The 25,395-nt window shown below is 47.6% G+C and carries 22 protein-coding genes; 6 read left to right on the forward strand and 16 right to left on the reverse strand.

Translation table 11 applies throughout. The annotated features are described in order from the left end of the window. Nucleotides 1-8: 8 nt before the first annotated feature. Genes OKS35_RS04590 through OKS35_RS04600 form a run of 3 tightly spaced genes read right to left on the reverse strand, consistent with a single transcriptional unit; the run spans nucleotide 9 to nucleotide 4,908 of the window. The gene (locus OKS35_RS04590; protein WP_214781309.1) at nucleotides 9-797 is read right to left on the reverse strand and encodes an aminoglycoside N(3)-acetyltransferase; all 789 of its coding nucleotides are present in this window, start codon (nucleotides 795-797) and stop codon (nucleotides 9-11) included. Continuing rightward, nucleotides 797-3,805, reverse strand: a complete 3,009-nt coding sequence (locus OKS35_RS04595; protein ID WP_264092586.1) for an AAA family ATPase — start codon at nucleotides 3,803-3,805, stop codon at nucleotides 797-799. Before OKS35_RS04595 ends, OKS35_RS04590 begins: the two co-directional genes overlap by 1 nt. Next, nucleotides 3,805-4,908, reverse strand: a complete 1,104-nt coding sequence (locus OKS35_RS04600; RefSeq protein ID WP_214781314.1) for an exonuclease SbcCD subunit D — start codon at nucleotides 4,906-4,908, stop codon at nucleotides 3,805-3,807. Before OKS35_RS04600 ends, OKS35_RS04595 begins: the two co-directional genes overlap by 1 nt. Before the next feature lie 107 nt (nucleotides 4,909-5,015). On the opposite strand from OKS35_RS04600, the gene OKS35_RS04605 reads away from it, so the two are divergent. Genes OKS35_RS04605 through OKS35_RS04615 form a run of 3 tightly spaced genes read left to right on the forward strand, consistent with a single transcriptional unit; the run spans nucleotide 5,016 to nucleotide 7,894 of the window. Further along, nucleotides 5,016-6,746: an ABC transporter ATP-binding protein gene (locus OKS35_RS04605; protein ID WP_264092587.1), complete on the forward strand. Its 1,731-nt coding sequence runs from the start codon at nucleotides 5,016-5,018 to the stop codon at nucleotides 6,744-6,746. Next, the gene (locus tag OKS35_RS04610) at nucleotides 6,743-7,615 is read left to right on the forward strand and encodes an NAD(P)-dependent oxidoreductase (protein ID WP_264092588.1); all 873 of its coding nucleotides are present in this window, start codon (nucleotides 6,743-6,745) and stop codon (nucleotides 7,613-7,615) included. Before OKS35_RS04605 ends, OKS35_RS04610 begins: the two co-directional genes overlap by 4 nt. Before the next feature lie 45 nt (nucleotides 7,616-7,660). Next, complete coding sequence (locus OKS35_RS04615) at nucleotides 7,661-7,894, forward strand: hypothetical protein (protein ID WP_012726433.1); 234 nt, start codon at nucleotides 7,661-7,663, stop codon at nucleotides 7,892-7,894. A 14-nt stretch (nucleotides 7,895-7,908) separates the two neighbouring features. Here the strand turns inward: OKS35_RS04615 and OKS35_RS04620 are convergent, their stop codons facing one another. The 12 genes from OKS35_RS04620 to OKS35_RS04675 form a co-directional block, all read right to left on the reverse strand. Then, nucleotides 7,909-8,553 carry a DUF975 family protein gene (locus tag OKS35_RS04620; protein ID WP_264092589.1) on the reverse strand — a complete coding sequence of 215 codons (645 nt, stop codon included), beginning with the start codon at nucleotides 8,551-8,553 and terminating at the stop codon, nucleotides 7,909-7,911. Nucleotides 8,554-8,625: 72 nt separating this feature from the next. Continuing rightward, nucleotides 8,626-9,279 carry a copper homeostasis protein CutC gene (locus OKS35_RS04625; protein WP_264092590.1) on the reverse strand — a complete coding sequence of 218 codons (654 nt, stop codon included), beginning with the start codon at nucleotides 9,277-9,279 and terminating at the stop codon, nucleotides 8,626-8,628. 13 nt (nucleotides 9,280-9,292) lie between these two features. Next, nucleotides 9,293-10,063 carry a DeoR/GlpR family DNA-binding transcription regulator gene (locus OKS35_RS04630; protein WP_012726436.1) on the reverse strand — a complete coding sequence of 257 codons (771 nt, stop codon included), beginning with the start codon at nucleotides 10,061-10,063 and terminating at the stop codon, nucleotides 9,293-9,295. A gap of 174 nt (nucleotides 10,064-10,237) precedes the next feature. Beyond that, nucleotides 10,238-10,858, reverse strand: coding sequence for a glycerol-3-phosphate 1-O-acyltransferase PlsY (gene plsY, locus OKS35_RS04635; RefSeq protein WP_012726437.1), 621 nt, complete (start codon nucleotides 10,856-10,858; stop codon nucleotides 10,238-10,240). A gap of 11 nt (nucleotides 10,859-10,869) precedes the next feature. After that, nucleotides 10,870-11,730, reverse strand: a complete 861-nt coding sequence (locus tag OKS35_RS04640) for a D-alanyl-D-alanine carboxypeptidase family protein (protein ID WP_214781327.1) — start codon at nucleotides 11,728-11,730, stop codon at nucleotides 10,870-10,872. Between the two features lie 78 nt (nucleotides 11,731-11,808). Further along, on the reverse strand, nucleotides 11,809-12,225 hold the full coding sequence (locus OKS35_RS04645; RefSeq protein WP_012726439.1) for an acyl-CoA thioesterase: 417 nt from the start codon (nucleotides 12,223-12,225) through the stop codon (nucleotides 11,809-11,811). Between the two features lie 31 nt (nucleotides 12,226-12,256). Beyond that, entirely contained in the window at nucleotides 12,257-14,515 is a 2,259-nt protein-coding gene (locus OKS35_RS04650) for an AAA family ATPase (RefSeq protein WP_214781329.1), read from the reverse strand. Between the two features lie 56 nt (nucleotides 14,516-14,571). Continuing rightward, complete coding sequence (locus OKS35_RS04655) at nucleotides 14,572-15,249, reverse strand: hypothetical protein (RefSeq protein WP_012726441.1); 678 nt, start codon at nucleotides 15,247-15,249, stop codon at nucleotides 14,572-14,574. Between the two features lie 101 nt (nucleotides 15,250-15,350). Beyond that, complete coding sequence (locus OKS35_RS04660) at nucleotides 15,351-16,916, reverse strand: BCCT family transporter (RefSeq protein WP_215243870.1); 1,566 nt, start codon at nucleotides 16,914-16,916, stop codon at nucleotides 15,351-15,353. 127 nt (nucleotides 16,917-17,043) lie between these two features. Further along, nucleotides 17,044-17,535, reverse strand: a complete 492-nt coding sequence (locus OKS35_RS04665) for a DUF3939 domain-containing protein (protein ID WP_214781333.1) — start codon at nucleotides 17,533-17,535, stop codon at nucleotides 17,044-17,046. Nucleotides 17,536-17,648: 113 nt separating this feature from the next. Then, nucleotides 17,649-20,363, reverse strand: a complete 2,715-nt coding sequence (gene acnA / locus OKS35_RS04670; protein ID WP_214781334.1) for an aconitate hydratase AcnA — start codon at nucleotides 20,361-20,363, stop codon at nucleotides 17,649-17,651. A 195-nt stretch (nucleotides 20,364-20,558) separates the two neighbouring features. After that, a complete protein-coding gene (locus OKS35_RS04675) occupies nucleotides 20,559-22,157 on the reverse strand; it encodes a peptide chain release factor 3 (protein WP_214781337.1) in 1,599 nt (532 codons plus the stop codon). A 178-nt stretch (nucleotides 22,158-22,335) separates the two neighbouring features. Between OKS35_RS04675 and OKS35_RS04680 the strand changes: the two genes are divergently transcribed. The 3 genes from OKS35_RS04680 to OKS35_RS04690 all read left to right on the forward strand — a co-directional run bounded on the left by OKS35_RS04680 (nucleotide 22,336) and on the right by OKS35_RS04690 (nucleotide 24,908). Continuing rightward, nucleotides 22,336-22,767, forward strand: coding sequence for a DUF2621 domain-containing protein (locus OKS35_RS04680; RefSeq protein ID WP_031423504.1), 432 nt, complete (start codon nucleotides 22,336-22,338; stop codon nucleotides 22,765-22,767). Between the two features lie 255 nt (nucleotides 22,768-23,022). Continuing rightward, entirely contained in the window at nucleotides 23,023-23,352 is a 330-nt protein-coding gene (locus tag OKS35_RS04685; RefSeq protein WP_264092591.1) for a DUF485 domain-containing protein, read from the forward strand. Continuing rightward, on the forward strand, nucleotides 23,349-24,908 hold the full coding sequence (locus OKS35_RS04690) for a cation acetate symporter (protein ID WP_031423500.1): 1,560 nt from the start codon (nucleotides 23,349-23,351) through the stop codon (nucleotides 24,906-24,908). Before OKS35_RS04685 ends, OKS35_RS04690 begins: the two co-directional genes overlap by 4 nt. 33 nt (nucleotides 24,909-24,941) lie before the next feature. Here the strand turns inward: OKS35_RS04690 and OKS35_RS04695 are convergent, their stop codons facing one another. After that, on the reverse strand, nucleotides 24,942-25,394 hold the full coding sequence (locus tag OKS35_RS04695; RefSeq protein ID WP_031423499.1) for a CcdC family protein: 453 nt from the start codon (nucleotides 25,392-25,394) through the stop codon (nucleotides 24,942-24,944). Nucleotide 25,395: the final 1 nt, after the last annotated feature.

The raw sequence follows: 25,395 nt of genomic DNA on the forward strand, positions 1-25,395 counted from the left end.
TATTTTCTCTATCTCAACCAGCTACGAAGCGCGATGAGCGCATGTTGGACTGGTTCCCATGTGCTAGACGGAATGAGATAACATGTCGCTTCATGGATAGAAAATGTTCGCACATCCTTTTGTTTGACGATGTTCTCGCCGATTGCGCCAAACGGATCGCTGTTCACATCGACATGTTCAAATGTACGCCACTTTCGCTCCCCTCGTTCTATAACGGCACAACCGAATGATTTGGTCGGGCCATCAATTCCGTACTCGGCATAATGCCAGAGTGTCGTCGCATCGAGCGGAGACCCAAGGTGAAGGATTCGTGCGTTTCGCTCAATCATTCGCTCGATAGGTGAACCTGGACCGAACCCGACATCGATAGTATGACCGGACACGATGGCTTCAGCATCATCGCCCCAGGCGGCAACGGACCACATCGGATGGGAACTACGATATACATTCGGATAGCTTCGGAACAGTTCCGGCACCCGTCCCATGCCACGTGTCGCTGTTTTATCAGCTTCGTACGGAGGCATCTCCGCGCGAATCGTCTGCCACCATTCCACGGGGACAGGTGGCGCTTCCCATTCAGCTGGGTCTGAATTGTCTCCGGTCTGGGTCGCCATCATAATCAACCCAGATGGACCGACCACTTCCTGAATCGCTTCAATGACAGTCTGCGCCCCTCCACATACCCAACCGAGTTTTGAGAGCGACGAATGGACAAACAACGCCTCTCCCGAGCGAACGCCGGCTTCTTTTAACTGTTCAATGAGACTCGACTTCGTCACCATCTGTTTCACAACCATCACTCCACAATCAGCTGGATCGACGACCCGCTTCTAGATTTTTTCACTTCAATCCGTGCATCGACACGGTCTTTCAATTCTTGGACATGACTGATGACGCCGACGAGCCGACCGGTCGCCTGTAAAGACATCAATAATTCAATCGCCTGGTCTAGAGATTCGGCATCGAGCGTACCGAATCCTTCATCGATGAGCATCGTTTCAAGACTGATGCCCCCACTCAACTGTTGAACGACTTCCGCAAGTCCAAGAGCGAGTGACAACGACGCCTTAAACCCTTCACCGCCAGATAAATTTTGTACACGACGCGATTGTCCGGTATAAGCATCAAAGACGAGAAGCTCAAGACCAGATTTGGCATTCCCTTTCGCCGTCTCGACTTTCCGCTCAAGCCGGAACTGACCGCTCGTCATCTGATCCAAATGAATGTTGGCCGCATGAAGGATCTGATCAAAAAAGGCGGTTTGAACATATGTCTCAAACGTCATTTTCTGTGGGTTGATTCCCTTCCCCGTATCCGCAATCAATTTGATTGTCTCTAATTTCTGCTCTTCTTGCGCCGTCTGTTCGCGAAGGGTATTCCATTCCGAGATGACGTGTCTATGTCGAGACAAGGCATCTTGGGCTGTGATCAGCTGTTTCGACGCCTGCTCACTGCATTCAGCCACTTCCTTCACTTTCATCTCCATCTCGTGCAGGTCTGGTCGCTCCTGATTCTTCAGTTTTTCTTCAATCATCTGTTTATGGTGTCGGAGTCGAACACCTTCTTCCTCCTCACGTTGCAACTGTTCACGAATCATTGTCCGCTTGTCGATTTGATTGGCGTATGATTCATAGCGTTCACGCGTCAGATGTGATGCTTCTAGCTGATTGACCCAGATGGTCTGCTGGGCATCATACTGCTTCGATGCTTCAGACAACTGTTCACGGATCAATGACAGTCGTTCTTCCTCTTTCCAAAGTGCTTTTTTCATCGTCTCAAACTCGTGGTCGTACGCCTCGACTTGTTTCATCAACATCGCGATGCGCTGCTCAAGGTCGGCTCGCTCGCGCTGCAACGCATCGAATGTCGTTTCTTCACTTTGGCCGAGTGCGTGGAGACTTTGTTGCGTCGCCTCAAGTTCGGATACGACACGCTCCCGCTCTTCGAACTGTTGACGTCGCTCTTGCTCTAACTGTCGGATTTCTGCTGACAGTTGGCGAAGTGTCCGTTCATTCTCTTGACGCATTCGTTCTTCCCGTTGCAATAGCTCTGCACGTGTTCGCCACTTATTGAGTTCTTCTGTGATATCGCCATTGAATTGAATGTCTTTGGAAGCTTGCTCTAGTTCTTGTCGGACTGCTTCAAGTTGTTGATGAAGCGAACGATAGTCCGCCCTCGCTTCGATTAAGCGTGTGGACAAATCATCAAGACGTGCCACGGCCGCATCCCGCTCCGCGATGTTCGTAGCGGTTTCTTCGTGTTGTGGGATATCATGATGACGAGAACCACATACCGGGCATGGCTCACCGTCTACAAGCGTCTCACTCAATTGTCTCGCTAGTAGTAACTGTTCTTGCTTTGTAAACGTGGCGACCACTTCTTGTTGGGTCACGTACTGTCGTTGAACGTCTTTGCCCGTTCGTTCACATTCGTCGAGTTGTTTTGATAACTCACTCGCTTTTGTTTCAAGAGAGGCCAGATGCACCAATCGGTCGACATGACGTTCGGCATCGACTGCTCGTTCGCTAGGTTCAGACTTTACGTTCTCGACCAATTGTCGTTCTTTTTCTTGAAGTTCTTGTAACCGAGATTCTTTTGAAAACGTGACCAATTCTTTTGCACGATTCATCAATCGGTCACGAAGGGTCACGAGTGTGGCGCGTTCCTTGATTCTTGGCATCATCTCATCGACAATCCGTAGTCGCTCTTTACGAGAGATCACTTCTTCTTTGTCCTTTTCAATCGTTGGTTGTTGCTCCACTAACTTCGATTGGGTGGATTGCAAGTGCTCTAATTTTGTCGAGGAGGTCTGTTCTTCCATCGTCAACCGACGCACGAGTTGCTCTAGTTCCTGTAACCGTTCAAAGACTGGACGAATGTTGGCTGCGACCTCTAAATTTGTTAGCAGTTCACGTGTCTTATTTCGAATCGACTCACCGTTTAAAAAGATTGCAAGTGCTCGATCGGTTTCTTCTCGCTCCTGAAATAGGGTGATGAGCGCTTTTGCTTTCTCAAGCGCTTCTCTTGCCTCTTCCAGTGCTGTCGCATACGTTTGTTTCTGGGCTAAGGCCGTTTCACACGTTGCAATCAGATGTTCTTCACGCTCATCGAGCCAACGTTGAATCTCGTCGATTGACTGGGTCGACACCTCTTCGATTGCTTCATCTTCGAGCTCTAATAACTTGAGTCGCGTCCGCTCGACCGCCCATTCCACTTGTTTGCGATAGGTACTATAGCGTTCGCCCCACTTTTCCTGGAACGTACGATATGCCTCTGTTTTGAAAATGGATTGGAGAATTTGTTGTTTTTCATTCGAGTTCGAATCAAGTAATTGTCTAAATTGGTTTTGAGGGAGCAACAAGATTTGACTGAACTGTTCATACGATAATTGTAAAATCGATTCGATTCGTTCTTGTACCTCGTTCACCTTCGTCGCCAGCGGCTTCCAACCGTCCTCCCATTCATAGAGGATGGCCTCGTGGGGAATTGGCGTCTTATTTTTCGGATGAGGTTGTTGCGGCTGTCTTACGATCCGATAGCGGTCACCTCGAATCGTGAACGAAAAATCTACTTCCGTCTTCAACTCAGGTTGTGCATACTGGCTTCTGAAGTCACTAGCATTTCGAAGCGACCCACTCGCCCGGCCATAAAGGGCGAACGTCATCGCATCAAAAATGGTCGTCTTCCCGGCGCCCGTCCGACCGCTGACGACAAACATCGAGCGACCAACCAACTGGGTGAAGTCAATCGTTTCACGTTCTGCATACGGTCCAAATGCTTGAATCATCAATTCAACCGGTCTCATTAGACATCACCTTCTTCTATCATTTGCTTCACGGCATCTGAGGCAGTGCGATCATGCACGGCCTCAAAAAATTGGAGATATACCTCTTCTACTGACTGTCTTTCGAGCGTCTCGCGTTCAAACGTGGATGTCTGCTCCTGGCGACGTAACAGTTCCAATTCAAGATGAAGGATATTCGGATAGACAGTCCGAAGTTTCGCCATCGGATCATGAAGCGCCGTATCATCGGTCAATACAATTTTAAGGTAATCATCTGTCTTTTCTTGCTGATAATAAGTTGGGGTAAGGAGTTCGTTCAATGTTCCGGTGAGTTGTCGCATATCCCGCTCTGGTGTCAAGGCACGGCGACGACGTGTCCATTGACCGTTCCATTCCAGAACGTCGACGGATTTTTCATGATTGACCTCGGAAAACGAATATTTCATGAGCGACCCACTATATGCAATTCTTTCTGATTGAATCGCATCACGATTATGTAAATGACCTAATGCCGTATACGAAAAAGGCTCATATAACCCTTTGGCGACCTGTCCTGCCGTGCCAACAGATAGTTGACGTTCTGAATCCGTCTCCAGTCCGCCCGCTACAAAACTGTGGCCAATCGTCACGGCATCTTTTTCGATCATACCGAAAGCTTCAATGACCGCCTCCAGTGCATCATGATGCGTTCGAATCGAGTCGATACCGAGGATATGCCGTACACGAGCCGGCTCAAGGAATGGAATCGGATAAAATGGGACTCCTGCTACATCAAGGGGACCAGATGTCGGGTCGAGCTTCCCGACGATGTGAAGTCCTACTTGTCTCAATAACTTCGAACTATATTCGAGACGTTCTGCCGAATCATGGTTTCCGGCGATGGCTACGACTGGTATTCCGCGGTTCAAGACGAGCTCTCGCCACATCTCATCGAGTAAATCGACCGCCTCGACGGGAGGGACGGCTCGGTCATATAAATCCCCTGCGATGATGACCGCATCGGGTCGTTCCTCATCTACGATTTGTAAAAAAGAATGGAATAAGATATTCCGTTGATCTTCTGTCATATGTCGACCGTGGACGATCTTACCTAGATGCCAATCGGCCGTGTGAATCCATTTCATCACGTATCACCTCTCTTTCCTATTCTAGCATGAGTCATTCGTATGATTCGACGTCTTGACACCCGTTTTTGAAACAGCGAAAGTAAGAGGAGAGGAGGACTTCCAAAATGAAATCATCAACATGGCAAACTTTTTTTCAATTATTCAAAATCGCGAATCCTCCGAAAAATCTATTTGTCGGAGCCATTCTGATCTCGCTCCTTCAAGCCGTCGCCTCACTGGCCATTCCGCTCATCTTGCAGCGTGTGGTCGACCGGTGGAGCAGCGACTTATTGACACCTGAATGGATCATCTATTTCGTCATCGCATTTTTGATTCAGGTCATCACGAGTGCCGTTTCGATTTATTGGTTACATATTGTGGGGCAACGGGTCGTTGCCAATTTACGCACGACCTTGTGGGACCATCTCGTCAAACTGCCGATTCCATTCTATGACGGCATCATGTCGGGGGAACTGGTGTCTCGGTTGAACAATGATACGACGACGCTTCAACAGTTGTTATCCGAACAAAGTGTCAGGTTGTTGACCTCTCTCGTCTCGGTCATCGGCGCCGTCGCCATCTTGTTCACACTCGATTGGCAAATGACACTCGTCATCTTGTTCTCTGTTCCGACCACACTCATCATTGTCATACCGCTCGGAAGAAAGCTACGTATCATCGCAAAAGAGACACAACAAGAACTCGGAAGTCTTTCCGGCTTCTTCGCCGAACTGCTCGGTGAGATTCGACTTGTCAAATCACAAGCGACGGAACAGATGGAAGTGAGTACCGGCAAAGCAAAAATCGAGACACTTTTCGATTACGGGGTGAAAGAAGGACGAATTCAAGCGATCCTCATCCCCCTTCTCAATGTGACCTTGACCGGGATGTTAATTGCCATCCTCGGGTTTGGCGCATATCGCGTCTCGACCGGAGCTTTATCAACGGGCGAACTACTCGCCTTCATGCTCTATCTCTTCCAAATCATCACGCCCCTCATCACGATGAGTGAATTCTTGACGAGACTTCAAAAGGCGCGTGGAGCTACTGAACGGATTGCTGAATTGCTCGAAGTCAGTCCCGAACCATACAGCACACATGAAGAAACGATTCATCAGACAGCACTCTCATTCGAAGACGTTGCTTTTCATTATGGCACTGAACCCGTCATCCAAGGATTGACACTTCAAGTTTCACCAGGGGCGACAACCGCCATCGTAGGACGAAGTGGTGCCGGGAAAACGACACTTTTCTCACTTGTCGAACAGTTCTATTTACCGACGGCAGGGACGATTCGATATGGAAATCGAGAGATTCAAACATACGGGCGTGACACATGGCGTCAAATCATCGGGTATGTCGCTCAAGATTCACCCGTCCTTTCGGGATCTGTACGGACAAACATTGTGTACGGACTTCGACATGAAGCGAACGATGATGAAATCAAAGAAGCCTGTGAGATGGCCAACGCATGGTCGTTTATTGAAACGATGCCAGAACAGCTCGATACGGAGATTGGTGAGCGAGGTATCCGTTTGTCTGGTGGGCAGCGACAACGACTTGCTATCGCGCGAGCATTGTTACGAAATCCACAGATTTTATTGCTCGACGAGGCAACATCAAGTCTAGATTCTGAATCAGAACGCGTGGTCCAAGAAGCGTTAGACCGCCTGATGGTCGGACGAACGACACTTGTGATTGCCCATCGACTCTCGACTGTCAGACATGCTGACCAGATTGTCGTCTTAGAAGACGGACAAATCAGCGGAATCGGGAAACATGAGCAACTTTTAACAGAGAACGCACTATATCAGCGACTCGTTTCACAACAATTATTAGGGGGACAAGCCACATGAAAACAATCGGATTTATCGGGCTCGGGGTCATGGGCCAATCGATGGTACGTAATTTGATGAAACACGGATTTGAAGTACAAGCATATACAAGAACGAAAGAGAAGGCAGCCGCATTGTTAGAGGAAGGTGTGACATGGTGTGATGCGGTACAGGACGTTTGCCGAGACGCCGATGCCGTCATCACTATCGTCGGCTATCCGTCCGATGTCGAATCCATCTATTTTGGTGAAGGAAACATTCTTGATTCGGCAGAACCAGGTACATTATTAATCGACATGACGACGTCCTCACCGAAACTGGCTGAACGAATTGCCGAGACAGCCATTGAGCGGAGTCTCCTCCCACTTGACGCACCAGTCACAGGAGGCGATGTCGGCGCCAAAAATGGAACGCTTTCGATTTTAGTCGGTGGGGGTGAATTCGCCTTCAATAAAGCGAAGCCTTTATTTGAAGCGATGGGACAATCGATAGAACGAATGGGATACGCAGGAAGCGGTCAATATGCGAAACTTGCCAATCAAATCGCCATTGCCGGAATCATGATGGGGAATGCCGAAATGTTAGCGTTCAGTAAACGAGCTGGAATTGACCCAGAGGCACTCGTTCGTACGATTCGTGGTGGGGCAGCAGGTAGCTGGACGCTTGAAAACTTGGTTCCACGCATGATTATCGAAGATTATGCACCTGGCTTCTTCATCAAACACTTTATCAAAGACATGACACTCGCTATCGAGAGCGCACACGAGCTAGAAGTGACATTACCAGGTCTCGAGCTCGCACATCGCCTCTATTCAATTCTTGAAAAGAATGGATACGGAGAGAATGGCACGCAAGCACTGATCGAGTATTATCTTCATCAAGACGTTTGAAACCGGATGTTTGTGGAATTAGTAGGAGTGAAGGAGGCGATTTTCGTGCCATGGAATATGAAAGACTATCCAGAATCACTGAAAAACTTCGATCCACTTGTAAAAAAGAAAGCCATTGATATCGCGAACGCATTACTCGCGCAAGGCTACTCTGAGACGAAAGCGATCCCCATTGCCACCGAGCAAGCAAAAAAGTGGCATGCGGATGCGTCGGAAGAGGAAAAACAAGATTTTGAAGACGCCCCAAACCCCAAAAAGTCAGATCAGCACGGAACATAAAACAACCGGTCGGGTTATTCGACCGGTTGTTTTGCTTGATAGGAGGCATTTAACTCTAAATAGAGTCCAGAAATCGCCGTTTGAAGATATGGTGTGACAAAGATATAAGCTAAGCCTCCAGTAAGAAGGACGAGCGCATACCATCCGATAAAACTCGCATAGAGCTTTAACATCGTCTGTTTGTGCCCTTTCATCATTTGGCGGCTTTTTCGCATCGCCTTGAATGCAGATAGGTCCGGCTCATCTCGCATGATAAATGGCGCGATGCGATACGTCAAATAGAACCAGACACCAGGTACAATCAGGAAAAGCATCAGAACGTTTAGACCTAAATAGAATACCGCATAATAGACCACGGCACGTGAATAGTCTTTAAGTGACCCGAACGATTCAATCAACAATCCGAACGTTGGCTTTTCATCTTTCGCCACCTGGAGAAACACCCAATTTTTCCCGAGCTCGATAGGTGCGAGCAGAACCGTCGCCCCGTAAAGAAGCGCCACCGATGTCAAAAGAACTTCGGGGTCGTTCGCCGAGAGATCAAGTCGGGTCGTGATCATCGCTTGAATGACCATGACAGTTAAGACGACGAGTAATGATATGCCCCACTTCCCTGATAGCATGCGTAGCGCATATTGTTTGTAAACGGAAGATTGCATGAATTCACCTACATTTATTGTTTTCTCTCATTATAGCAAAAAAACAGTCTTCCGACTGTTTTCCGCATTGGCTCATCCAAGAAGTTGTTTGAACTTCACTTCATCGAGCTGTCCATTCGTTCGTACGCCATTTCCTATGTGTACCATCGCTACGTCAAGACGTTCTCGAAGAATCGGTAACGTTTCCACCGTGATCCCTGCACCAGGTAAAAGTGTCATCTCGGCCTGTTCCTTCAAAGTTATCAAGGTTTCGATTCCTTCTAGTACAGTTTTGGCACCGCCTGAAGTAAGGAGAATATCTACTTCCGGATATTCATTCAACACATCCATCGCTTCAAAGACATCACGTGATGCATCAAAAGCACGGTGGAACGTGAGCGTCATTTCCCCTTTGTGCTTGATCACTTCCCCTAAGATCCGCTCGTCAATCGCGCCATCCTGTGTCAATGCACCGAATACGATTCCATCGACACCTAGCTCACGGCATAGACCGATATCCGCAAGCATAGTCTCGACATCATCCTCATTGAAATGGAACGAATGTGTATGGGGTCTTATCATCACATGCACCGGAATCGACACATGTTCGACCACATTTCGAATCGTTCCAAAACTTGGTGTGATGCCCCCGTTTTCCATATCCGCAATCAGTTCGAGTCGTTTCGCACCGAGTTGCTCAGCCTGAATAGCTTCCGTTAGTGTAGTGACAATCACTTCTACATTCATTAAATCGCTCCCTTCACGGTGCGAACTTCCAGTCCACACCATGTTCGGCTAAGACGCCTTTGAAATCTTGAGGCTCAGGAAAATCAGAGATAATCGCCGTCACCTTCGAAAAATCACAGACGCGATACCGTTTTTGTTGATTTAGTTGGGTATGGTCCGTCAGTAAGAACGTCTCGCGACTTTGTGACATCACCGACTGGGTGATACTGGCGAGGCCGAAAGCATCACATGTTAAACCTAGTGATGCGTCGACCCCTTCGACGGACAAAATGGCAAGGTCGAACATGTATGTCTGTAGTTGCGCCAGGACCTGCTCACCTGTCGTCACGAGATGTTTCGGGTCGATTGTACCACCTAATAGCTGAATTTCGCCACCAAGCACACCTTTCGCCCGCTGTTCAAACAACGCCTTCGCCACCGTCAACGATGGCGTCACGACCGTCACATTGCGACCACGTAACCGAGAAGCTACTTGCTCTGCCGCGACCCCGTGTCCGATATATAATAATGTATCATCTGGAATCAACTGAAATGCGGTATAGGCGATCCGACGAATTCCATCCATGTTTGCAATCACGATAGGCTGAAAGGACATGCTCTGATGAAGGACCGCTCCCCCGTATACACGTTTGATTCGATGTTCTTTTTCTAATTCTTCTAAATAACGGCGAATCGATTCCCCCGATACGTTCAAACGCTCGATCAACTCGCTTGTTTTTACTTTGCCTTCTCGTTCGATCCATTCTACAATTTTCTGTTTACGCTCTTCGCCGATTAAAGACACGTCCCTGCCTCCTCCACAATAATCTTTCCTTTTCTAGTGTAACGAACGCATGTAAATTTAACGTAAATTGAAAGTAAAGAACGAGCAAATCCAACATGTTTTTGTTTCTTTTTTGTGTAAATCAACGACAATACACAAAAAAAGGCACGCCCTTCACGGACGTACCTGCATGAGTCATGATTTCGGCTTGTGTTGAAACAGCGGAACTTTTGGTTCTTTTCCAGCACGTATACGTTGCCAATTGGTACGATGCTTAATAATAATGAACAATGCGAGTGGCACGATGACGATCAGGGGTAACCAATCTTTCGTCACGATGCTATAAGTCGTTGCCGTCACAAGTCCTACCACGGCGGCAGCCATCGAGGAGAGGGATACCATGCGCGAGGTGAGCAGAGTCACGATGAATGTACCGACGACGACAAAGAAGAACCATGGGAAGGCTGCCAACAAAACACCACCGCTCGTCGCAACCGATTTTCCACCTTTGAATTTCGCAAAGACAGGATAAGAGTGTCCAATCACTGCCGGAATCCCGGCAAGAAGCAGGCTCATCTCGCTTCCGAACAGTAGAGGCAGCAATGCAGCGACAAGACCTTTCCCCATGTCACCGAGTAAGACGAGGATTCCTGCCTTCTTTCCTAATACACGAAACGTGTTCGTCGTTCCCAGATTGCCGCTCCCATGTTCTCGAACGTCTACGCGATAGCCGAGCTTGCCGATGATGAGGGCAAACGGAATGGCACCAAGTAAATAACTTAAAATAATAATCATGATTTCTGTCACATATGGCATCGCAATTCCCCTTATTTCACAAATTCCGCAATATAGCGATCATATGGCTGATTCAATGCATGTACCTGTTTCGCATGCTCAATACCGATATAGCGTAAGTGCCATGGTTCGTACATATATCCGGTTTCTTCCTCAAAGGCTTTTTGGTAACGGATGATAAATCCATACTCGTGAGCATGATTTGCCAGCCATTTTCCTTCAACCGTTTCACCGAGACTTTGAGTCAGTTGATAGTTGACCGAGGCGCTCGATACGTCAATCGCAAGTCCTGTTTGATGTTCAGAATGACCTGGTGGTGCGGAATATTTCATGGCTTGCTCTTTGCCATCTCGTTCGACATAAGCATTGAAGAGATTGACTTGATAGGCGTATGAACGGAACGCACTCGTCCCTTTCAAATCAATTCCTGCTGCTTTTGCACCTTTCATTAGACCTTCAATCGCCTGAGCAGCTTCTTTACGTAACATTCGACGTTCACCGACTGTCGAGTCGACAAAATCAATGTTCGCCTCTACCAAATCACTCGGCTGATAGTCGGCGGGTAATGCAATTTTCTTGTTTACAAGAATCAATTCATCTAATTCCAAATTGGCCACACCATCCGTTTCAATCGGTTGACTAGGTGCCACAGGTTCTTCCTCTACTGGTTCGGTCGGCTGTTCAGACTCGTCCGACGTCTCCTCCTCAGAAGGTGACTCGGTGACTGTCTCATCTTCACGATCCGAAGTCGGTTCATTTGGTTCTGTCTCTGGTTCATCTACTGTTGATGACTGTGTTGTTGGTTCTTTCGGTTCAACTTGCTCGTTTGTCGTACAACCGGCTAACATGAACGTCAAGGCGCCGCAAACCATCAAAATCGATGGATAACGCATGCGATCTTCCCCTTTCTAGATAACAAAAAGTACCGTCAAGATATGATACCACACTGACGGTACGAAGACAGAAGATTCTTAAACAGGGTTCATGACGTTCAAATACATTTCATGCCATTTCGGGAACTCTCGATCAAGTCGAATCGGTTTGAAGTCGCCTCGTTTGACGACGACATGCGTTGTAGTGGCTGTGCCAACAAGTTCTCCATGTTGATTCGTCAACTCATAGCCGTAAATCGTTCTGATTTTTGAATATTGATCGACCCATACACGAACATGAACCGTATCACCATACGTCACGCTACGCTTATAGTCCATGGATACATTTGTCACAGGAGAGACAAATCCCGCTTCTTCCATATCTTTATACTCGACACCTAGTTGTCGTAACAATTCCGTGCGCGCAATCTCTAAATAAACTAAATAATTGGCATGATAGACGATGCCCATCATGTCCGTCTCTTGATACCTTACTGGGATTTGAACCGTGTGCATTGAATCATCCTTCTTTCCTAAGAAAAGTATATTATAACTTACTCTTAATATCTACTACTAATAATTGCTGGAGTGACACATTCTCATCCTCCGTCGACACTAAACGATAGGACTGACGAGCAATCGATTCATCGATAACAGATAGAGCGGTGCGCGCGTTCGCATGTTTGATGTCATGTAAGCGAGTAGCTAATGCTTCAAGCGCATTTCCCTCCATCACATATCCGAACTGACTTGCGTAATTTTTCGCGATGTCCACTAACTGTTCTTGAGTATAGTCATCAAAATGAATCGTCCGTTTCATTCGGCTACTAAGACCAGGGTTGGATTCAATTAATCGGCGCATCGGACCTTCGTAACCGGCAAGGACGACGACAAGATTCTCGCCATGTTTCGGCATTTCGTCAACGAGTGTATCGATTGCCTCCCGGCCATAGTCGTTCGCCCCGCCGTTCAAACTATAGGCCTCGTCAATTAGTAAGACGCCGCCAAGTGCGTCACGGATCGCCGCTTTCGTTTTTTGAGCTGTCTGTCCCACATAGCCACTAACTAAATCTGCACGACTGACGACATTGACATGGCCTCGCTTCAAATAACCTGTCCGTTTCAACATCTGTGCATACAGATAGGCAAATGTCGTTTTACCGGTACCGCTGTTTCCGGTAAGTGTCACATGGAGCTGGACCGGCGCCGTCTTCAAACCGAGCGCTTTTCGTTTCTTCTGTATCTTGATGAGCGCTTCAATTTCAGCCAGTTGTGCTTTTGCATCTTCCATGCCGACAAGGTCATCTAACGATGTCGGACTCGATTCATCATCTGGCTGATCAAAGTCTTCTTCAGTCAAGAGCGCCATTTCGTCTAGCGGAGCATCTGCACCGAATCGGGAACCCTTCTTAAACATCGCATCAAGTAAAATGTTATGGACAGTCCGGGCATTTCCGAACGTCGAGTCGACCCGTTCTCTGTCGATTCGAGCAAGAAGTGATCGTTTCGCCTCTTCCGTCAGCACGTAATTGTTTTCTTGTGCCACTTTCTCACCGATGGCGACCAGTTCTTCGTCACGGTAGTTCGGTAACTCGTAGTGATTCGACTCAGGGAATCGTGAACGTAAACCGGGGTTCGCCAAGAGGAAATGACGCATTTCTTCTGGATAGCCAGCTAGAATGACGACGAACTTGCCAGCATATTCGCCACTCGTCATCGCGGCGACGAGTGTATCGATGGCCGCTTGTCCGTAATCACTGCCACTCGCATCCTGACGCTTCAATGCGTATGCTTCATCGATGAATAAGACACCACCTTCTGCCTCTTTCACCTTGTTCATTACCTGCTCTTCCGTTTGCCCAACATAGGCACCGACAAGGCTCGAACGGTCAGCCTCGACAAGGTCCGGGCGTCCTAATAAGCCGAGTTCAAAGTAAATCTCGGCCATGAGTCTTGCTAATGTCGTCTTCCCGGTTCCTGGATTCCCTGTAAAGACGAGATGAAGGGATGGTTGATGTTTTGAAGAAAAACCGGCCTTTTCTCGTTCTTTTTGGAAAAGGAGGAAGCGATACCACGCTTTTACACGCGCTTTGATGTCATCGAGCCCAATCATGTCTTCAAGTGATTCAATCGCACTTGAACGTGCCTCGGTCGGACGGTCTGGTAGTAGCTCACAAATCGTGTGTAGCCGTTCTTTCACAAGGGCAACGCGCTCCCCGAATCGATGAAACGCTTCACGACTGAAATAGTTCCCTTGCATCGATGCGAGCAAGGAGGCGGTATCATCTTCAAGAGATGCGACCTCTTGCATCGCTTCGATGATCGCTTCAAACAGGTTTTCCAATTGTCCGCGCCATTCAGAATCACGTAAATCAGACTTCGCAGTCTCCACCTCATCATGGAGTTGGTCAAGTTGATCGAGCAACGCTGACGTTTTTGACTCGTACTCTGTTAAGATTTGAACCTTCATCGAGGCGTAATCGGCCTCTCGTAAGGTTGGCCAGTCGATTTGAAGCGCCTGTTTCGAACGACGCAACTGCTCATTCAGTTGAAACAGACGAAGCTCTGGAGGAAGTGCGTTCATCGCCTCCAACTCTTTTACCCAGCGGTTGAGTAACGGGTCCATCGTTTCCTTTTGTTTGAGCCGATGTGTTGCGAGCAGCCGCAAGGAACGAATTAATTCTTCTTGGTGCTGAGTCGCACGAGACCAATGTGCGTAAGATAACAAAGCCGCCTCGTTTACTTTTTCTCCAGCTTCCCAGTTCGTCAAGTCCGTTTGAACTTGTTCCACTTGAATTTGTTTCATCTTGTTCTCCCTTTCAGACGACAAGGGAGCCGACATCATGTCTGCTCCCCATCGGATTATCTTGATTCAAACGATGTCATCCGAATCGAATGGAATAACTTCCCGTTATTCCGCGATTCTGCCGCGAGCAAGATTCGTTCATGCGCATCGACATAATATGTGACAGTCTCTTTATTTTCTTCTTCACTAAAAATCGATGGATAGTTTTCAATCCACTCTTCCGGAACGGTCTCAGCCGATTCTGATTTCACATACGCTTGCGCGGTACGTCCGACCAAATCGGTTTCGCCTTCACTTGAACCGAGCGTCCCGTCATCGAGCCATTTACGAATCTGTTCGTTCGTTGCACGTGACAAGAATGGATGAGGTGCGACTGCTCCGGAGTTCGTCTCCTGTCGAAGAACTTCTTCCCCGTCCGGATTGAACTCTAAGTAGGTCTCTCCATCCCATTCAGCTTTCGCGCCAACATTTGGACCCGTCACGACTTCAGATACAAAATGTCCGTCCTCATCATACGTGACAAGATACTCTCGTTCTTCGAGCTCTTCGCCTTCTTTTGGAAGTTTGCGTTCTTGATATCCGATCACGACATTCGAGTAGAATGGTTCGACTTGCTCCTCCTCTTCCCCGCTCAAATCCATGAGCACATAGAAGTTATATGCGAGTAATGCCCCGACAATGAGGATGCCGGCCAATATCACCCAGCTCAACCGTTTTTTTATCTGTTGTTTCATAGCCTATCCTCCTCGTTTCTTCACTTACTATCCTACACTAGCGAGAAGGACAAGCAAAATATTTTTGACCGAAAAAGGGCCTCATCTGAGACCCTTTCGAATTAACCTAGTTTATCTTCATCTTTCTTTTGCATCTCTAGCCATTTATCTCGTTCATCCGGTTCGTCGGTAAGATCCTTGAATAAGGCAATCATCATAAAGATGAGCACGAAGATGAATGGGAAGGCTGCGAGAATCGCAACAGCTTGTAGAGCATCTAATCCACCAGCATACAACAATACGGCTGCGATTGACGATTGGATGATTCCCCAAGTCATTTTAATCCCCATCGGCGGGACGAGCTTCCCGTTCGATGTAAGCATACCGAGGACGTATGTCGCAGAGTCGGCCGATGTAATAAAGAATGTCGAAATCAAGAAGATGGCGATTACACTGAGAAGCGTCCCAAAACCACCGAACGTTTCAAACAGTGCGAACAGCCCGACTTCAGTACCGATTTCGTTTACTTGATCAATCAAGCTATATCCTCCGAACAAATCAGCCCAGATGGCCGAACCGCCGAAGACGGAGAACCATAATAATCCGAATGATGTCGGGACAAGTAAGATTCCGATGATAAATTCCCGAATCGTACGCCCTTTCGATACACGTGCGATAAACGTTCCGACGAATGGTGACCAAGAAATCCACCAAGCCCAGTAGAAGATGGTCCAACCGTTCACCCATTCACGTTCAACGGGTTCAAATGCGGCTGTACGGAAACTCATGCTCGGGAGCTGCTGCAAATAAGTTCCGACTGTTTGTGTGAACAAGTCGAAAATGAAAGCTGTCGGTCCCGCAAACATCGTCGCTACAAGTAGGACAATTGCCAAGAATATATTCGTATTACTTAAGATTCGAATTCCTTTGTCAAGACCTGTCGAAGCACTGATCATGTAGAGCACCGTTACGACGGCAATGATGATCAACTGTGTCACGAAAGCGTTCGGTACCCCAGGGATGAGGTAATGAAGGCCACCGGCAATTTGCTGAGCACCAAAACCAAGTGAAGTCGCTACCCCGAATGCAGTCGCAATGACCGCAAGGATATCGACCGTTTGCTTCACGGGTTGTTCGTAGCGGTTATGGACGAGCGAACCGATTGTCTCCCCAATCGTCGCGGGACGACCTTTTCTAAACGTCGAATATGCGATGGCGAGCGCAATCATTGCGTAAATCGCCCATGGATGGAGGCCCCAATGGAAAAATGCATAACGCATAGCAGTCCGTGCATCTCCTTCAGGTGTAGGGGAAGCGAATGGTGGTGAGTGGAAGTGGAGCAACGGTTCAGCCGCTCCCCAGAAGATGAGTCCAATTCCCATCCCGGCACTGAATAACATGGCAAACCATGATAAATAACTAAATTCTGGACGATCTGTATCCTTTCCAAGTCGAATCGAACCATATCTTGAAAAGATTAAAAAGATGGCAACCAGTAAAAACCCGGTGGCGCTCAAGAGATAGAACCAACCCATCCCGTTTGAGAGCCAGCCTTGTAACGTACTCGTCACGTTTAATAGACTGGCATTCCCTAATAAACTCTCGGGGAAAAGTCCCCAAATCGTAAATAAGCCAGTTATGATTGCAGATACGACGAATACGGTCGTCACACGGCTTTTTCGTTCCATAAAATCACTCCTATTTAATTTTCTATTTTCATATACGTTTTCCACCCTAACATACTTTTGAAACAAGTCACAACCCTATGTGTACATAAATGTGTTGTTTACCGTCCAATAGATAGGTGTCTTGTCATCAAGTTGTTTCTTTGGGCTCCAGTGAAACAATCAATGTTTCATCGACCACATAGTAAGGTCTTTTTGGCAACGTTTTTAAATAACCCCCCTCTCGTAAACGGGTCAAATCGAGTTGAAGCGCGTTCTGAAATTTTTGTAACGGTAATTTCTTCTCCTGGTCCATATACAGATCGAGTGCCCGTTGCACTTGATCCATTTCATAAATGACGTCGCGTTCATCTTCCGGTACGATATGAAACGTCTCTTTTGACATGAAGAAACGTTGTTTCGGGATTCCCGAAAGGTGATGTTTCAAGCGTTTGGTGTCGATTTCTTGCGAGTCATCCAGTAGGACGGTGCGATTCACACCTTTTGGCAGTGTCTGTTCATATTCGTGAATCGCCTGACGCAATTCTGAAAGGGTGATATCAATTTCTCGATCCTGTTCCACCTCTTTTTGTTGCGTCAATCGTTTCCACCAACTCTTTCCGAGCTTCTCTTCTTTATCCATAAGCGCACCCCTCCCTGTCTTCCTGTTCCCGAATCTTTTAAAACTTTCACCTTAAAATTGCATATTCATGAAAAAAACCTTCCTTTTTTCAAAGGAAGGTCATGGACTAGCACTTATTTCAATTTGTTACGGAGAACCATTTGCAGGATTCCACCGTGACGGTAGTAATCAATTTCAACTTCAGAGTCGAAACGAGCGATGACTTTGAACTCTGTCACCGTTCCGTTTTCATGTGTCGCTTTTGCGTGCAAGATATCGCGCGGACGTACAGACTCATCGACTTGAATATCAATTGCTTCTTCACCAGTCAATCCGAGTGATTCAGCCGATTCCCCGTCTAAGAACTGAAGCGGGAGCACACCCATCATGACAAGGTTCGAACGGTGAATCCGCTCGAAACTTTGTGCGATGACCGCACGGATTCCAAGAAGATTCGTCCCTTTCGCTGCCCAGTCACGAGATGATCCCATTCCGTAATCATTTCCTGCAAGGACAACAAGACCTGTTCCCTGTTCCTTGTACTTCATAGCCGCATCATACATTGGCATGATTTCACCAGTTGGCCAGTACGTCGTAAAGCCACCTTCAGTTCCTGGAGCAACTTGGTTGCGGATACGAATGTTTGCGAACGTACCACGCATCATGACTTCATGGTTACCACGGCGAGAACCATATGAGTTGAAGTCGATTGGCTCTACCCCTTTAGAAAGGAGGTATTGACCGGCTGGTGTCGTCTTCGAGAATGATCCAGCTGGCGAGATGTGGTCGGTCGTAACCGAATCCGCAAACTTCCCGATGACACGTAAGCCATTCAATGCATGAACCTCGCCCGCTTCTGGTTCGAGTTGTTCGAAGAACGGTGGGTTTTGGATGTATGTCGACTCATCTGAGAAGTCATACAAGTTTCCTTCCGGAACATCGAGTGCGTTCCAACGCTCGTTACCAGTGAAGACCGTTTCGTACTCTTTACGGAATGCTTCTGGTGATACCACGTCTTGGACAACCATCTTGATTTCATCGTTTGATGGCCAGATGTCTTTGAAGTATACTTCATTTCCATCTTTGTCCGTACCGAACGAATCATTCATGATGTCGAAGTTGACTGACCCGGCAAGAGCGTAAGCGACGACAAGCGGTGGTGATGCCAAGAAGTTTGCCTTCACGAGCGGGTGAACGCGTCCTTCAAAGTTACGGTTACCAGAGAGGACTGACGACACGAGCAAATCGTTTTCTGTGATCGTTTCTTCGACTTCACGGTCAAGCGGACCAGAGTTTCCGATACATGTCGTACAGCCATATCCGACCGTGTTGAAGCCAAGTTCGTCCAAGTAAGAAGTCAAACCAGCCTTATCCAAGTAGTCCGTTACGACTTTCGAACCTGGTGCGAGTGATGTCTTCACGTATTTCGGAACGGTTAAGCCACGTTCAACGGCTTTCTTCGCAACGAGTCCAGCACCGACCATGACGTATGGGTTCGATGTGTTCGTACAGCTTGTGATGGCTGCAATCGCAACATCTCCCGTACTCATGTCGACGGCGCCGTCCTCGTACTTGACTGTCGCCGTTTTGTCTAGTTCAGAACGGTCAAGTCCGAAGCCACTGTTTCCTGCAGGAGCACTCAAGCTATCGATGAACGATGTTTGAACGTCTGAGAGGTTGATTCGGTCTTGTGGACGTTTCGGACCCGCAAGTGAAGGCTGGACTTTCGACAAGTCGAGTGTCAACACTTTTGTGAACGTTGGATCAGCTTGATCTGGTGTATAGAAGAGATCATTCGCTTTAGAGTATTCTTCGACGAGTGAAATCAACTCTTCGGAGCGACCAGTCGTACGCATGTAGTTCAATGTTTCCGTATCGACCGGGAAGAATCCACATGTCGCACCATATTCAGGCGCCATGTTTGCAATCGTCGCACGGTCTGAAAGTGGCATCGTGTGGAGCGACGGTCCGAAGAATTCAACGAATTTCCCGACAACTTTTTCATGACGGAGCATCTCTGTCACGACGAGCGCCACATCTGTCGCTGTCACACCAGGGTTTACTTCACCGATGATTTTGACACCGACGACGTCTGGCACTGGGAAGTATGATGGTTGACCGAGCATACTTGCTTCCGCCTCGATTCCTCCGACACCCCAGCCAAGAACACCGAGTCCGTTGATCATCGTTGTGTGCGAATCCGTTCCGACGAGTGAATCTGGATAAGCAACTGTACCTTCTGCATCATTCTTCTCGAGGACGACAGATGCCAAGTACTCCAAGTTTACTTGGTGAACAATCCCCGTTGCAGGTGGTACGGCACGATAGTTGTCAAATGCCGTCTGAGCCCAACGTAAGAACTTATAGCGTTCTTCGTTACGTTCAAATTCGATGTCCATGTTTTTCATCAATGCGCCAGCGAAACCATATGCATCTACTTGAACTGAGTGGTCGACGACGAGATCGACAGGAATTTCTGGGTTGATTTTGTTTGGGTCTCCACCGAGGTCTGCCATCGCTTTACGAAGTGAAGCAAGGTCTACGACCGTCGGTACACCCGTGAAGTCTTGAAGTACGACACGTGCCGGTTTGAACGGTACGTCAATGTCTTTCGAGACGTCGGCAGTACCCCATTTTGCCAAGTTCTCGACATGTTCTTTCGTGATGGCACGCCCGTCTTGTTGACGGAGAACCGATTCAAGAAGAACGCGAATCGAATACGGAAGACGGCTGATGTCCGTCAATCCTTCTTCTTCCAATTTTTTCAAACGATAAAAATCATACGATTGCCCGTTCGCTTCGAACTTTGTCCGAGATGCGAAGGCGTCTAAAACATTCGTCTGTTCCATTGCAATTTCCCCCTTTTTGAAAGCGCCGACCACACGACAATGCGTAATCGCTTACTTTTCACATATTTATCATAATACAAGTATAGCGTGACGTAAAATACATTCCGTCACAAATTAGTCATAAGTAAAACTTATCAAAACTAAAATGACTTACTTCACAACAAAAAAACACCTCAGAAACGAGGTGTTTACATCTTATTCTTCCGTACCGATCTCTTCGTTGACGTCAAGTGCCTCAACAAGCGTCAAGTCATCTGCGTGACGCTCAGCGAACCGTTCATATGTGAACTCGTTCGCGAACAGGAAGACCGGACGTTCCCAACGGTCTGTAACGAGCATGTTCCGTGAATCTTGGAACGGTTTCAATGCCTTCAACTCTTTGTCTTTGACCCAACGAGCAACGCTATATGAGACTGGTTCCATTCGAATATCGACGCCATATTCATTGTTTAAACGATATTCGAATACCTCGAATTGAAGTTGTCCGACCGCGCCGAGATAAATCTCGTTATATTCGTTGCGATACACTTGAATCGCCCCTTCTTGCGCAAGCTGTTCTACCCCTTTATGGAAGTGTTTCGACTTGAGCGAGTTGACCGGCGAAACGCGCATGAACAATTCCGGTGGAAAAGTTGGCAGCGCCTCAAACGCAATCTTCTGCTTCGATGTGGTGATGGTATCTCCAATTTGATACGTCCCAGAATCATAGATCCCGATGACATCACCAGCAAACGCTTGGTCGACTGTTTCTCGATCATTCGCCATCAATTGTGTCGATTGGCTCAATTTTATCTTTTTCCCAGTACGAGTGAGCGTCACATCCATCCCACGCTCAAACACACCTGAACAGATGCGTACAAAGGCGATGCGGTCGCGGTGTGCCGGATTCATGTTCGCCTGAATCTTGAAGACGAATCCACTGAAGTCTTCTGATGTTGGATTGATTGGACCGACGTTCGACTTACGTGCCTCAGGAGCCGGAGACATCTCTAAATAGTGATTCAAGAACGCAGTCACCCCAAAGTCGACGAGCGCTGTTCCGAAAAATACCGGTGTCAATTTACCGCTCTGGATCGCCTCGACATTAATCTCGTTCCCCGCTCCATCGAGAAGGTCGATCTCATCGCGGAGGTTCGTCAAGTTCTCTTCCGACAAATGATCGGAGAGAATCGGATCGTTCACTCCGTCCTCACCCAGGTGAAGTGTCGACTTCTCCCCACGGAACAAGTGGACCTCATTTTTCATTCGGTCGTAGACACCTTCAAACTGCATTCCACTTCCGATTGGCCATGTAATCGCGACAGAAGGCATGCCTAACACTTCTTCGAGCTCTTCCATCAATTCAAGCGGATCTTTTGCCTGACGATCCAACTTGTTCATAAATGTGAAGATTGGAATCCCACGCATCCGACAAACTTGGAATAGTTTTTTCGTCTGTGTTTCAATCCCTTTCGCAGCATCAATGACCATGACCGCGCTATCGACTGATGTCAACACGCGATACGTGTCTTCACCGAAGTCGTTGTGTCCTGGTGTATCCATGATCGATACAACCTTGTCTTGATAGATGAATTGCATGACAGACGATGTGACCGAGATCCCACGTTGTTTCTCGATTTCCATCCAGTCAGATTTTGCGTGTTTTGAGTTTTTGCGCGCCTTGACCGTACCTGCCTCGCGAATCGCACCACCGTGCAAAAGTAATTTTTCTGTTAATGTTGTTTTCCCCGCATCCGGGTGAGAGATAATGCCGAATATCCGACGTCTCTCGACTTCCTGTTTCAATTGGCTCATATAGGATAGACCTTTCCTTTCTCGTCTCAGTTCATGCTTATTCTCGTAGCAACGCTATCTATTCTAACGAAATCAATTCGGTTCGTCTATCCTAATGGGACGTACGCCTTTTGCAAATGGATTCTTTTTTGTATACTAACGATGAAAGCAAGTGAATGTATAGAACGGGGGAAAGACGATGCCAGAAAACTTGATGATGTATTTCATTGTATTCTGGGGATTCGTCATGATTGGACTCATGACGATTGGCGGGTACTTCATGTTTCGTAAGTTTTTAAAACGAATGCCAAAAGAAGATGGACGTTCCCTACTTGACATCGAAGATGATTATATAGAAAGAACGCGTCATCTCTGGACTCCGGAGACGCGGACGCTATTAGATCGTCTCGTCACACCGGTACCCGAGTTGTTCCGCGACGTGGCGATCCGAAAAATCGCAGGTAAAATCGGTCAATTCGCGCTTGAATCGCGTGCAAAAAAAATGACGACCGAACTTGTGGTAAAGGGTTACATCGCCGCAACGCCGAAGCGCGATCACAAGTTCTTAAAGAAAGCGCTAACCGAAGAACAGATTGATTGGACGCCATACGAACACTATTTTCAGCAGTAGACTCTATCTCATTCAGATAGAGTTTTTTATTTGTCGAATTGTGCGATTCGCCTAATGGGTCAAAAGTACCTTTTCTCGAGCTTTATATTACATCGAAATAACGTTCACGAATTAGACAATATTGAAAACGCTTACAGTAAATTGGTATGACCAATATTAATATAACGTCTTTCATTTCGACACGAAAAAAAGGAATGACTGAATTGTTTTTCACAACGCATAATGGATTTATCTTACAGTCAAGGAGGGTCTATTATGCATGATGTGACACAAGTTTCACAAACGACAAGCCATCAATCTGCCCACATGATTACCGAACATGAGACATTTCATCGGTTAATGCGGGAAAAAAATCGCTTCATCGTTCCAGCTATCATCTCCTCACTCATCTTTTATTTCACACTCCCGATTCTGACGAGCTATACGACGATCTTGAATACACCACTCATCAGGGACATCACTTGGGCTTGGGCGTTCGCCTTTTCCCAGTTCATTATGACTTGGACACTTTGTGTACTTTATAGTCGACGTGCCCGTCGCTTTGACGCACTCGTCGAACGATTGAAAGACGAGGTGAGATCATGAATTGGACCGCTATCGCCCTCTTTATCGCCATTGTCGGACTCACGCTAGTGATTACATACTTTGCAGCAAGAAAAACAAAAACTGCCAGCGATTTTTATACGGCAGATGGTGGATTGACCGGATTTCAAAACGGTCTTGCCATTGCAGGCGACTATATGTCTGCCGCATCGTTTCTCGGAATTGCAGGTATGATTGCGCTTGCGGGATTCGATGGGTTTTTCTATTCAATCGGTTTCCTCGTTGCCTATCTCGTTGTCCTCTATCTCGTCGCCGAACCATTGCGAAATCTTGGGAAATATACGATGGCAGACATGATTGCGGCACGTTTTAACAAGCCTCGCGTACGTGGTGTCGCAGCGATGAATGCGATTGTTATCTCCATTTTTTACATGATTGCGCAACTCGTCGGAGCGGGTGCTTTGATTGAACTGTTACTCGGAATCCCTTATACGACAAGTGTCGTCGTCGTCGGAATCTTAATGACAGTCTACGTCGTTTTCGGTGGCATGACGGCCACTTCTTGGGTACAAATCACAAAAGCCGTACTTCTGATGATTGGGACGGCAATCATTTCATTTCTCGTGTTCGCTCGTTTTGATTTCTCCGTCACGACGATGTTTAATGAAGTCAGTAAAGCGACCCCACTCGGAAGTGACTTCTTGAACCCTGGGAACAAGTTCAAGCTACCGCTCGATACCATTTCATTAAACATGGCGCTCGTGCTCGGTACGGCAGGGCTCCCTCATATTCTGATTCGCTTCTTCACCGTCAAAGATGCACCGACTGCTCGGCAATCCGTCGTCTATGCGACATGGATCATCGGTGCATTTTATATCTTGACCATTTTCCTAGGTTTCGGTGCCGCAGCATTCGTCGGACGTGATGCCATTCTCGCCGCAAACCCTGCCGGCAACATGGCGGCCCCTCTTCTCGCGCAAGTGCTCGGTGGTGACCTCTTGTTCGCTTTCGTTGCCGCAATCGCGTTCGCGACAATTCTTGCCGTTGTCGCTGGACTCGTACTGTCAGCTGCTTCCGCCTTCGCCCATGACTTCTACGGACATATCATTCGTAAAGGGGAAGCGACAGAAACTGAACAAGTGAAAGCCGCGCGAATCGCTTCAGTTGCGGTCGCACTCGTCTCAATGGGACTAGCCTTTTTCGCCCAGTCGATGAACGTTGCATTTCTTGTCTCGCTCGCTTTCGCCGTTGCGGCGAGTGCGAACTTACCTGTCATCCTCTTTACGATTTTCTGGAGACGCTTCAATACAGGTGGCGCCATTTGGGGAATGGTCGTCGGCTTGTTCTCCTCACTGATTCTAGTCGCACTCAGTCCGAACCTGTGGGCTCCGGACGGTTCGGCCATCTTTCTCGGTGAAGCCCTTTTCCCGCTATCCAATCCCGGGATTGTATCAATCCCCCTTGGTTTCATCGCTGCCGTGATTGGTACACTGGTCACGAAATCAGATGAAGTTGCTGGCAACTATGAACGCGTACTCGTCAAGGCGAACACCGGAATCGACGCGGAGACAGAAGTCGCCGCTACGAAAGCAGATTAAATAAAAATGGAGTGGCTCAACGCCACTCCATTTTTACGTGATTGCGATTCGTTTATATTTTTGATACATGGCGATTCGCCACGGGACAATCATCCCCCAAGCAATCAAATAGAACAATCCGCCTGTAGAGAATAGATCGACCTCATGACCGACCCAAACCTTCATTGCTGTACGGATGGCAAGGAGTGCGAACACGACCACAAAAAATGCTTTCGATCGTGAGAGATACACTTCGCCGTCCCGTTTTTCAAAATTGGATGTCTTAATCAAAAACAGACTGAAGATGAGTCCGACCGCAAGGGCCTCAGCCACTTCGACCCATGATAAGCGAAACGCGGGAATCAAAAACTGAATCATCCCGGTCGTCATCGCAAGTGGTGGAATTAAAATTTTCTTCGCATTCGTCGGCTTTGCCGATGCTTTTACACGAACAAAGCTCGCTACGATACCCATTAACAACGCGACGAGAGTCGACCCCCATAACATT

Origin of the sequence: Exiguobacterium sp. N5, assembly GCF_025842465.1 — a bacterium.
GTDB lineage: Bacteria > Bacillota > Bacilli > Exiguobacteriales > Exiguobacteriaceae > Exiguobacterium > Exiguobacterium profundum.

Coding starts and splice junctions, on each gene's coding strand:
- OKS35_RS04590 (WP_214781309.1), bottom strand. CDS start 797: ATGGTTGTGAAACAGATGGTGACGAAGTCGAGTCTCATTGAACAGTTA.
- OKS35_RS04595 (WP_264092586.1), bottom strand. CDS start 3,805: ATGAGACCGGTTGAATTGATGATTCAAGCATTTGGACCGTATGCAGAA.
- OKS35_RS04600 (WP_214781314.1), bottom strand. CDS start 4,908: ATGAAATGGATTCACACGGCCGATTGGCATCTAGGTAAGATCGTCCAC.
- OKS35_RS04605 (WP_264092587.1), top strand. CDS start 5,016: ATGAAATCATCAACATGGCAAACTTTTTTTCAATTATTCAAAATCGCG.
- OKS35_RS04610 (WP_264092588.1), top strand. CDS start 6,743: ATGAAAACAATCGGATTTATCGGGCTCGGGGTCATGGGCCAATCGATG.
- OKS35_RS04620 (WP_264092589.1), bottom strand. CDS start 8,553: ATGCAATCTTCCGTTTACAAACAATATGCGCTACGCATGCTATCAGGG.
- OKS35_RS04625 (WP_264092590.1), bottom strand. CDS start 9,279: ATGAATGTAGAAGTGATTGTCACTACACTAACGGAAGCTATTCAGGCT.
- plsY (WP_012726437.1), bottom strand. CDS start 10,858: ATGCCATATGTGACAGAAATCATGATTATTATTTTAAGTTATTTACTT.
- OKS35_RS04640 (WP_214781327.1), bottom strand. CDS start 11,730: ATGCGTTATCCATCGATTTTGATGGTTTGCGGCGCCTTGACGTTCATG.
- OKS35_RS04645 (WP_012726439.1), bottom strand. CDS start 12,225: ATGCACACGGTTCAAATCCCAGTAAGGTATCAAGAGACGGACATGATG.
- OKS35_RS04650 (WP_214781329.1), bottom strand. CDS start 14,515: ATGAAACAAATTCAAGTGGAACAAGTTCAAACGGACTTGACGAACTGG.
- OKS35_RS04655 (WP_012726441.1), bottom strand. CDS start 15,249: ATGAAACAACAGATAAAAAAACGGTTGAGCTGGGTGATATTGGCCGGC.
- OKS35_RS04660 (WP_215243870.1), bottom strand. CDS start 16,916: ATGGAACGAAAAAGCCGTGTGACGACCGTATTCGTCGTATCTGCAATC.
- OKS35_RS04665 (WP_214781333.1), bottom strand. CDS start 17,535: ATGGATAAAGAAGAGAAGCTCGGAAAGAGTTGGTGGAAACGATTGACG.
- acnA (WP_214781334.1), bottom strand. CDS start 20,363: ATGGAACAGACGAATGTTTTAGACGCCTTCGCATCTCGGACAAAGTTC.
- OKS35_RS04675 (WP_214781337.1), bottom strand. CDS start 22,157: ATGAGCCAATTGAAACAGGAAGTCGAGAGACGTCGGATATTCGGCATT.
- OKS35_RS04680 (WP_031423504.1), top strand. CDS start 22,336: ATGCCAGAAAACTTGATGATGTATTTCATTGTATTCTGGGGATTCGTC.
- OKS35_RS04685 (WP_264092591.1), top strand. CDS start 23,023: ATGCATGATGTGACACAAGTTTCACAAACGACAAGCCATCAATCTGCC.
- OKS35_RS04690 (WP_031423500.1), top strand. CDS start 23,349: ATGAATTGGACCGCTATCGCCCTCTTTATCGCCATTGTCGGACTCACG.
- OKS35_RS04695 (WP_031423499.1), bottom strand. CDS start 25,394: ATGTTATGGGGGTCGACTCTCGTCGCGTTGTTAATGGGTATCGTAGCG.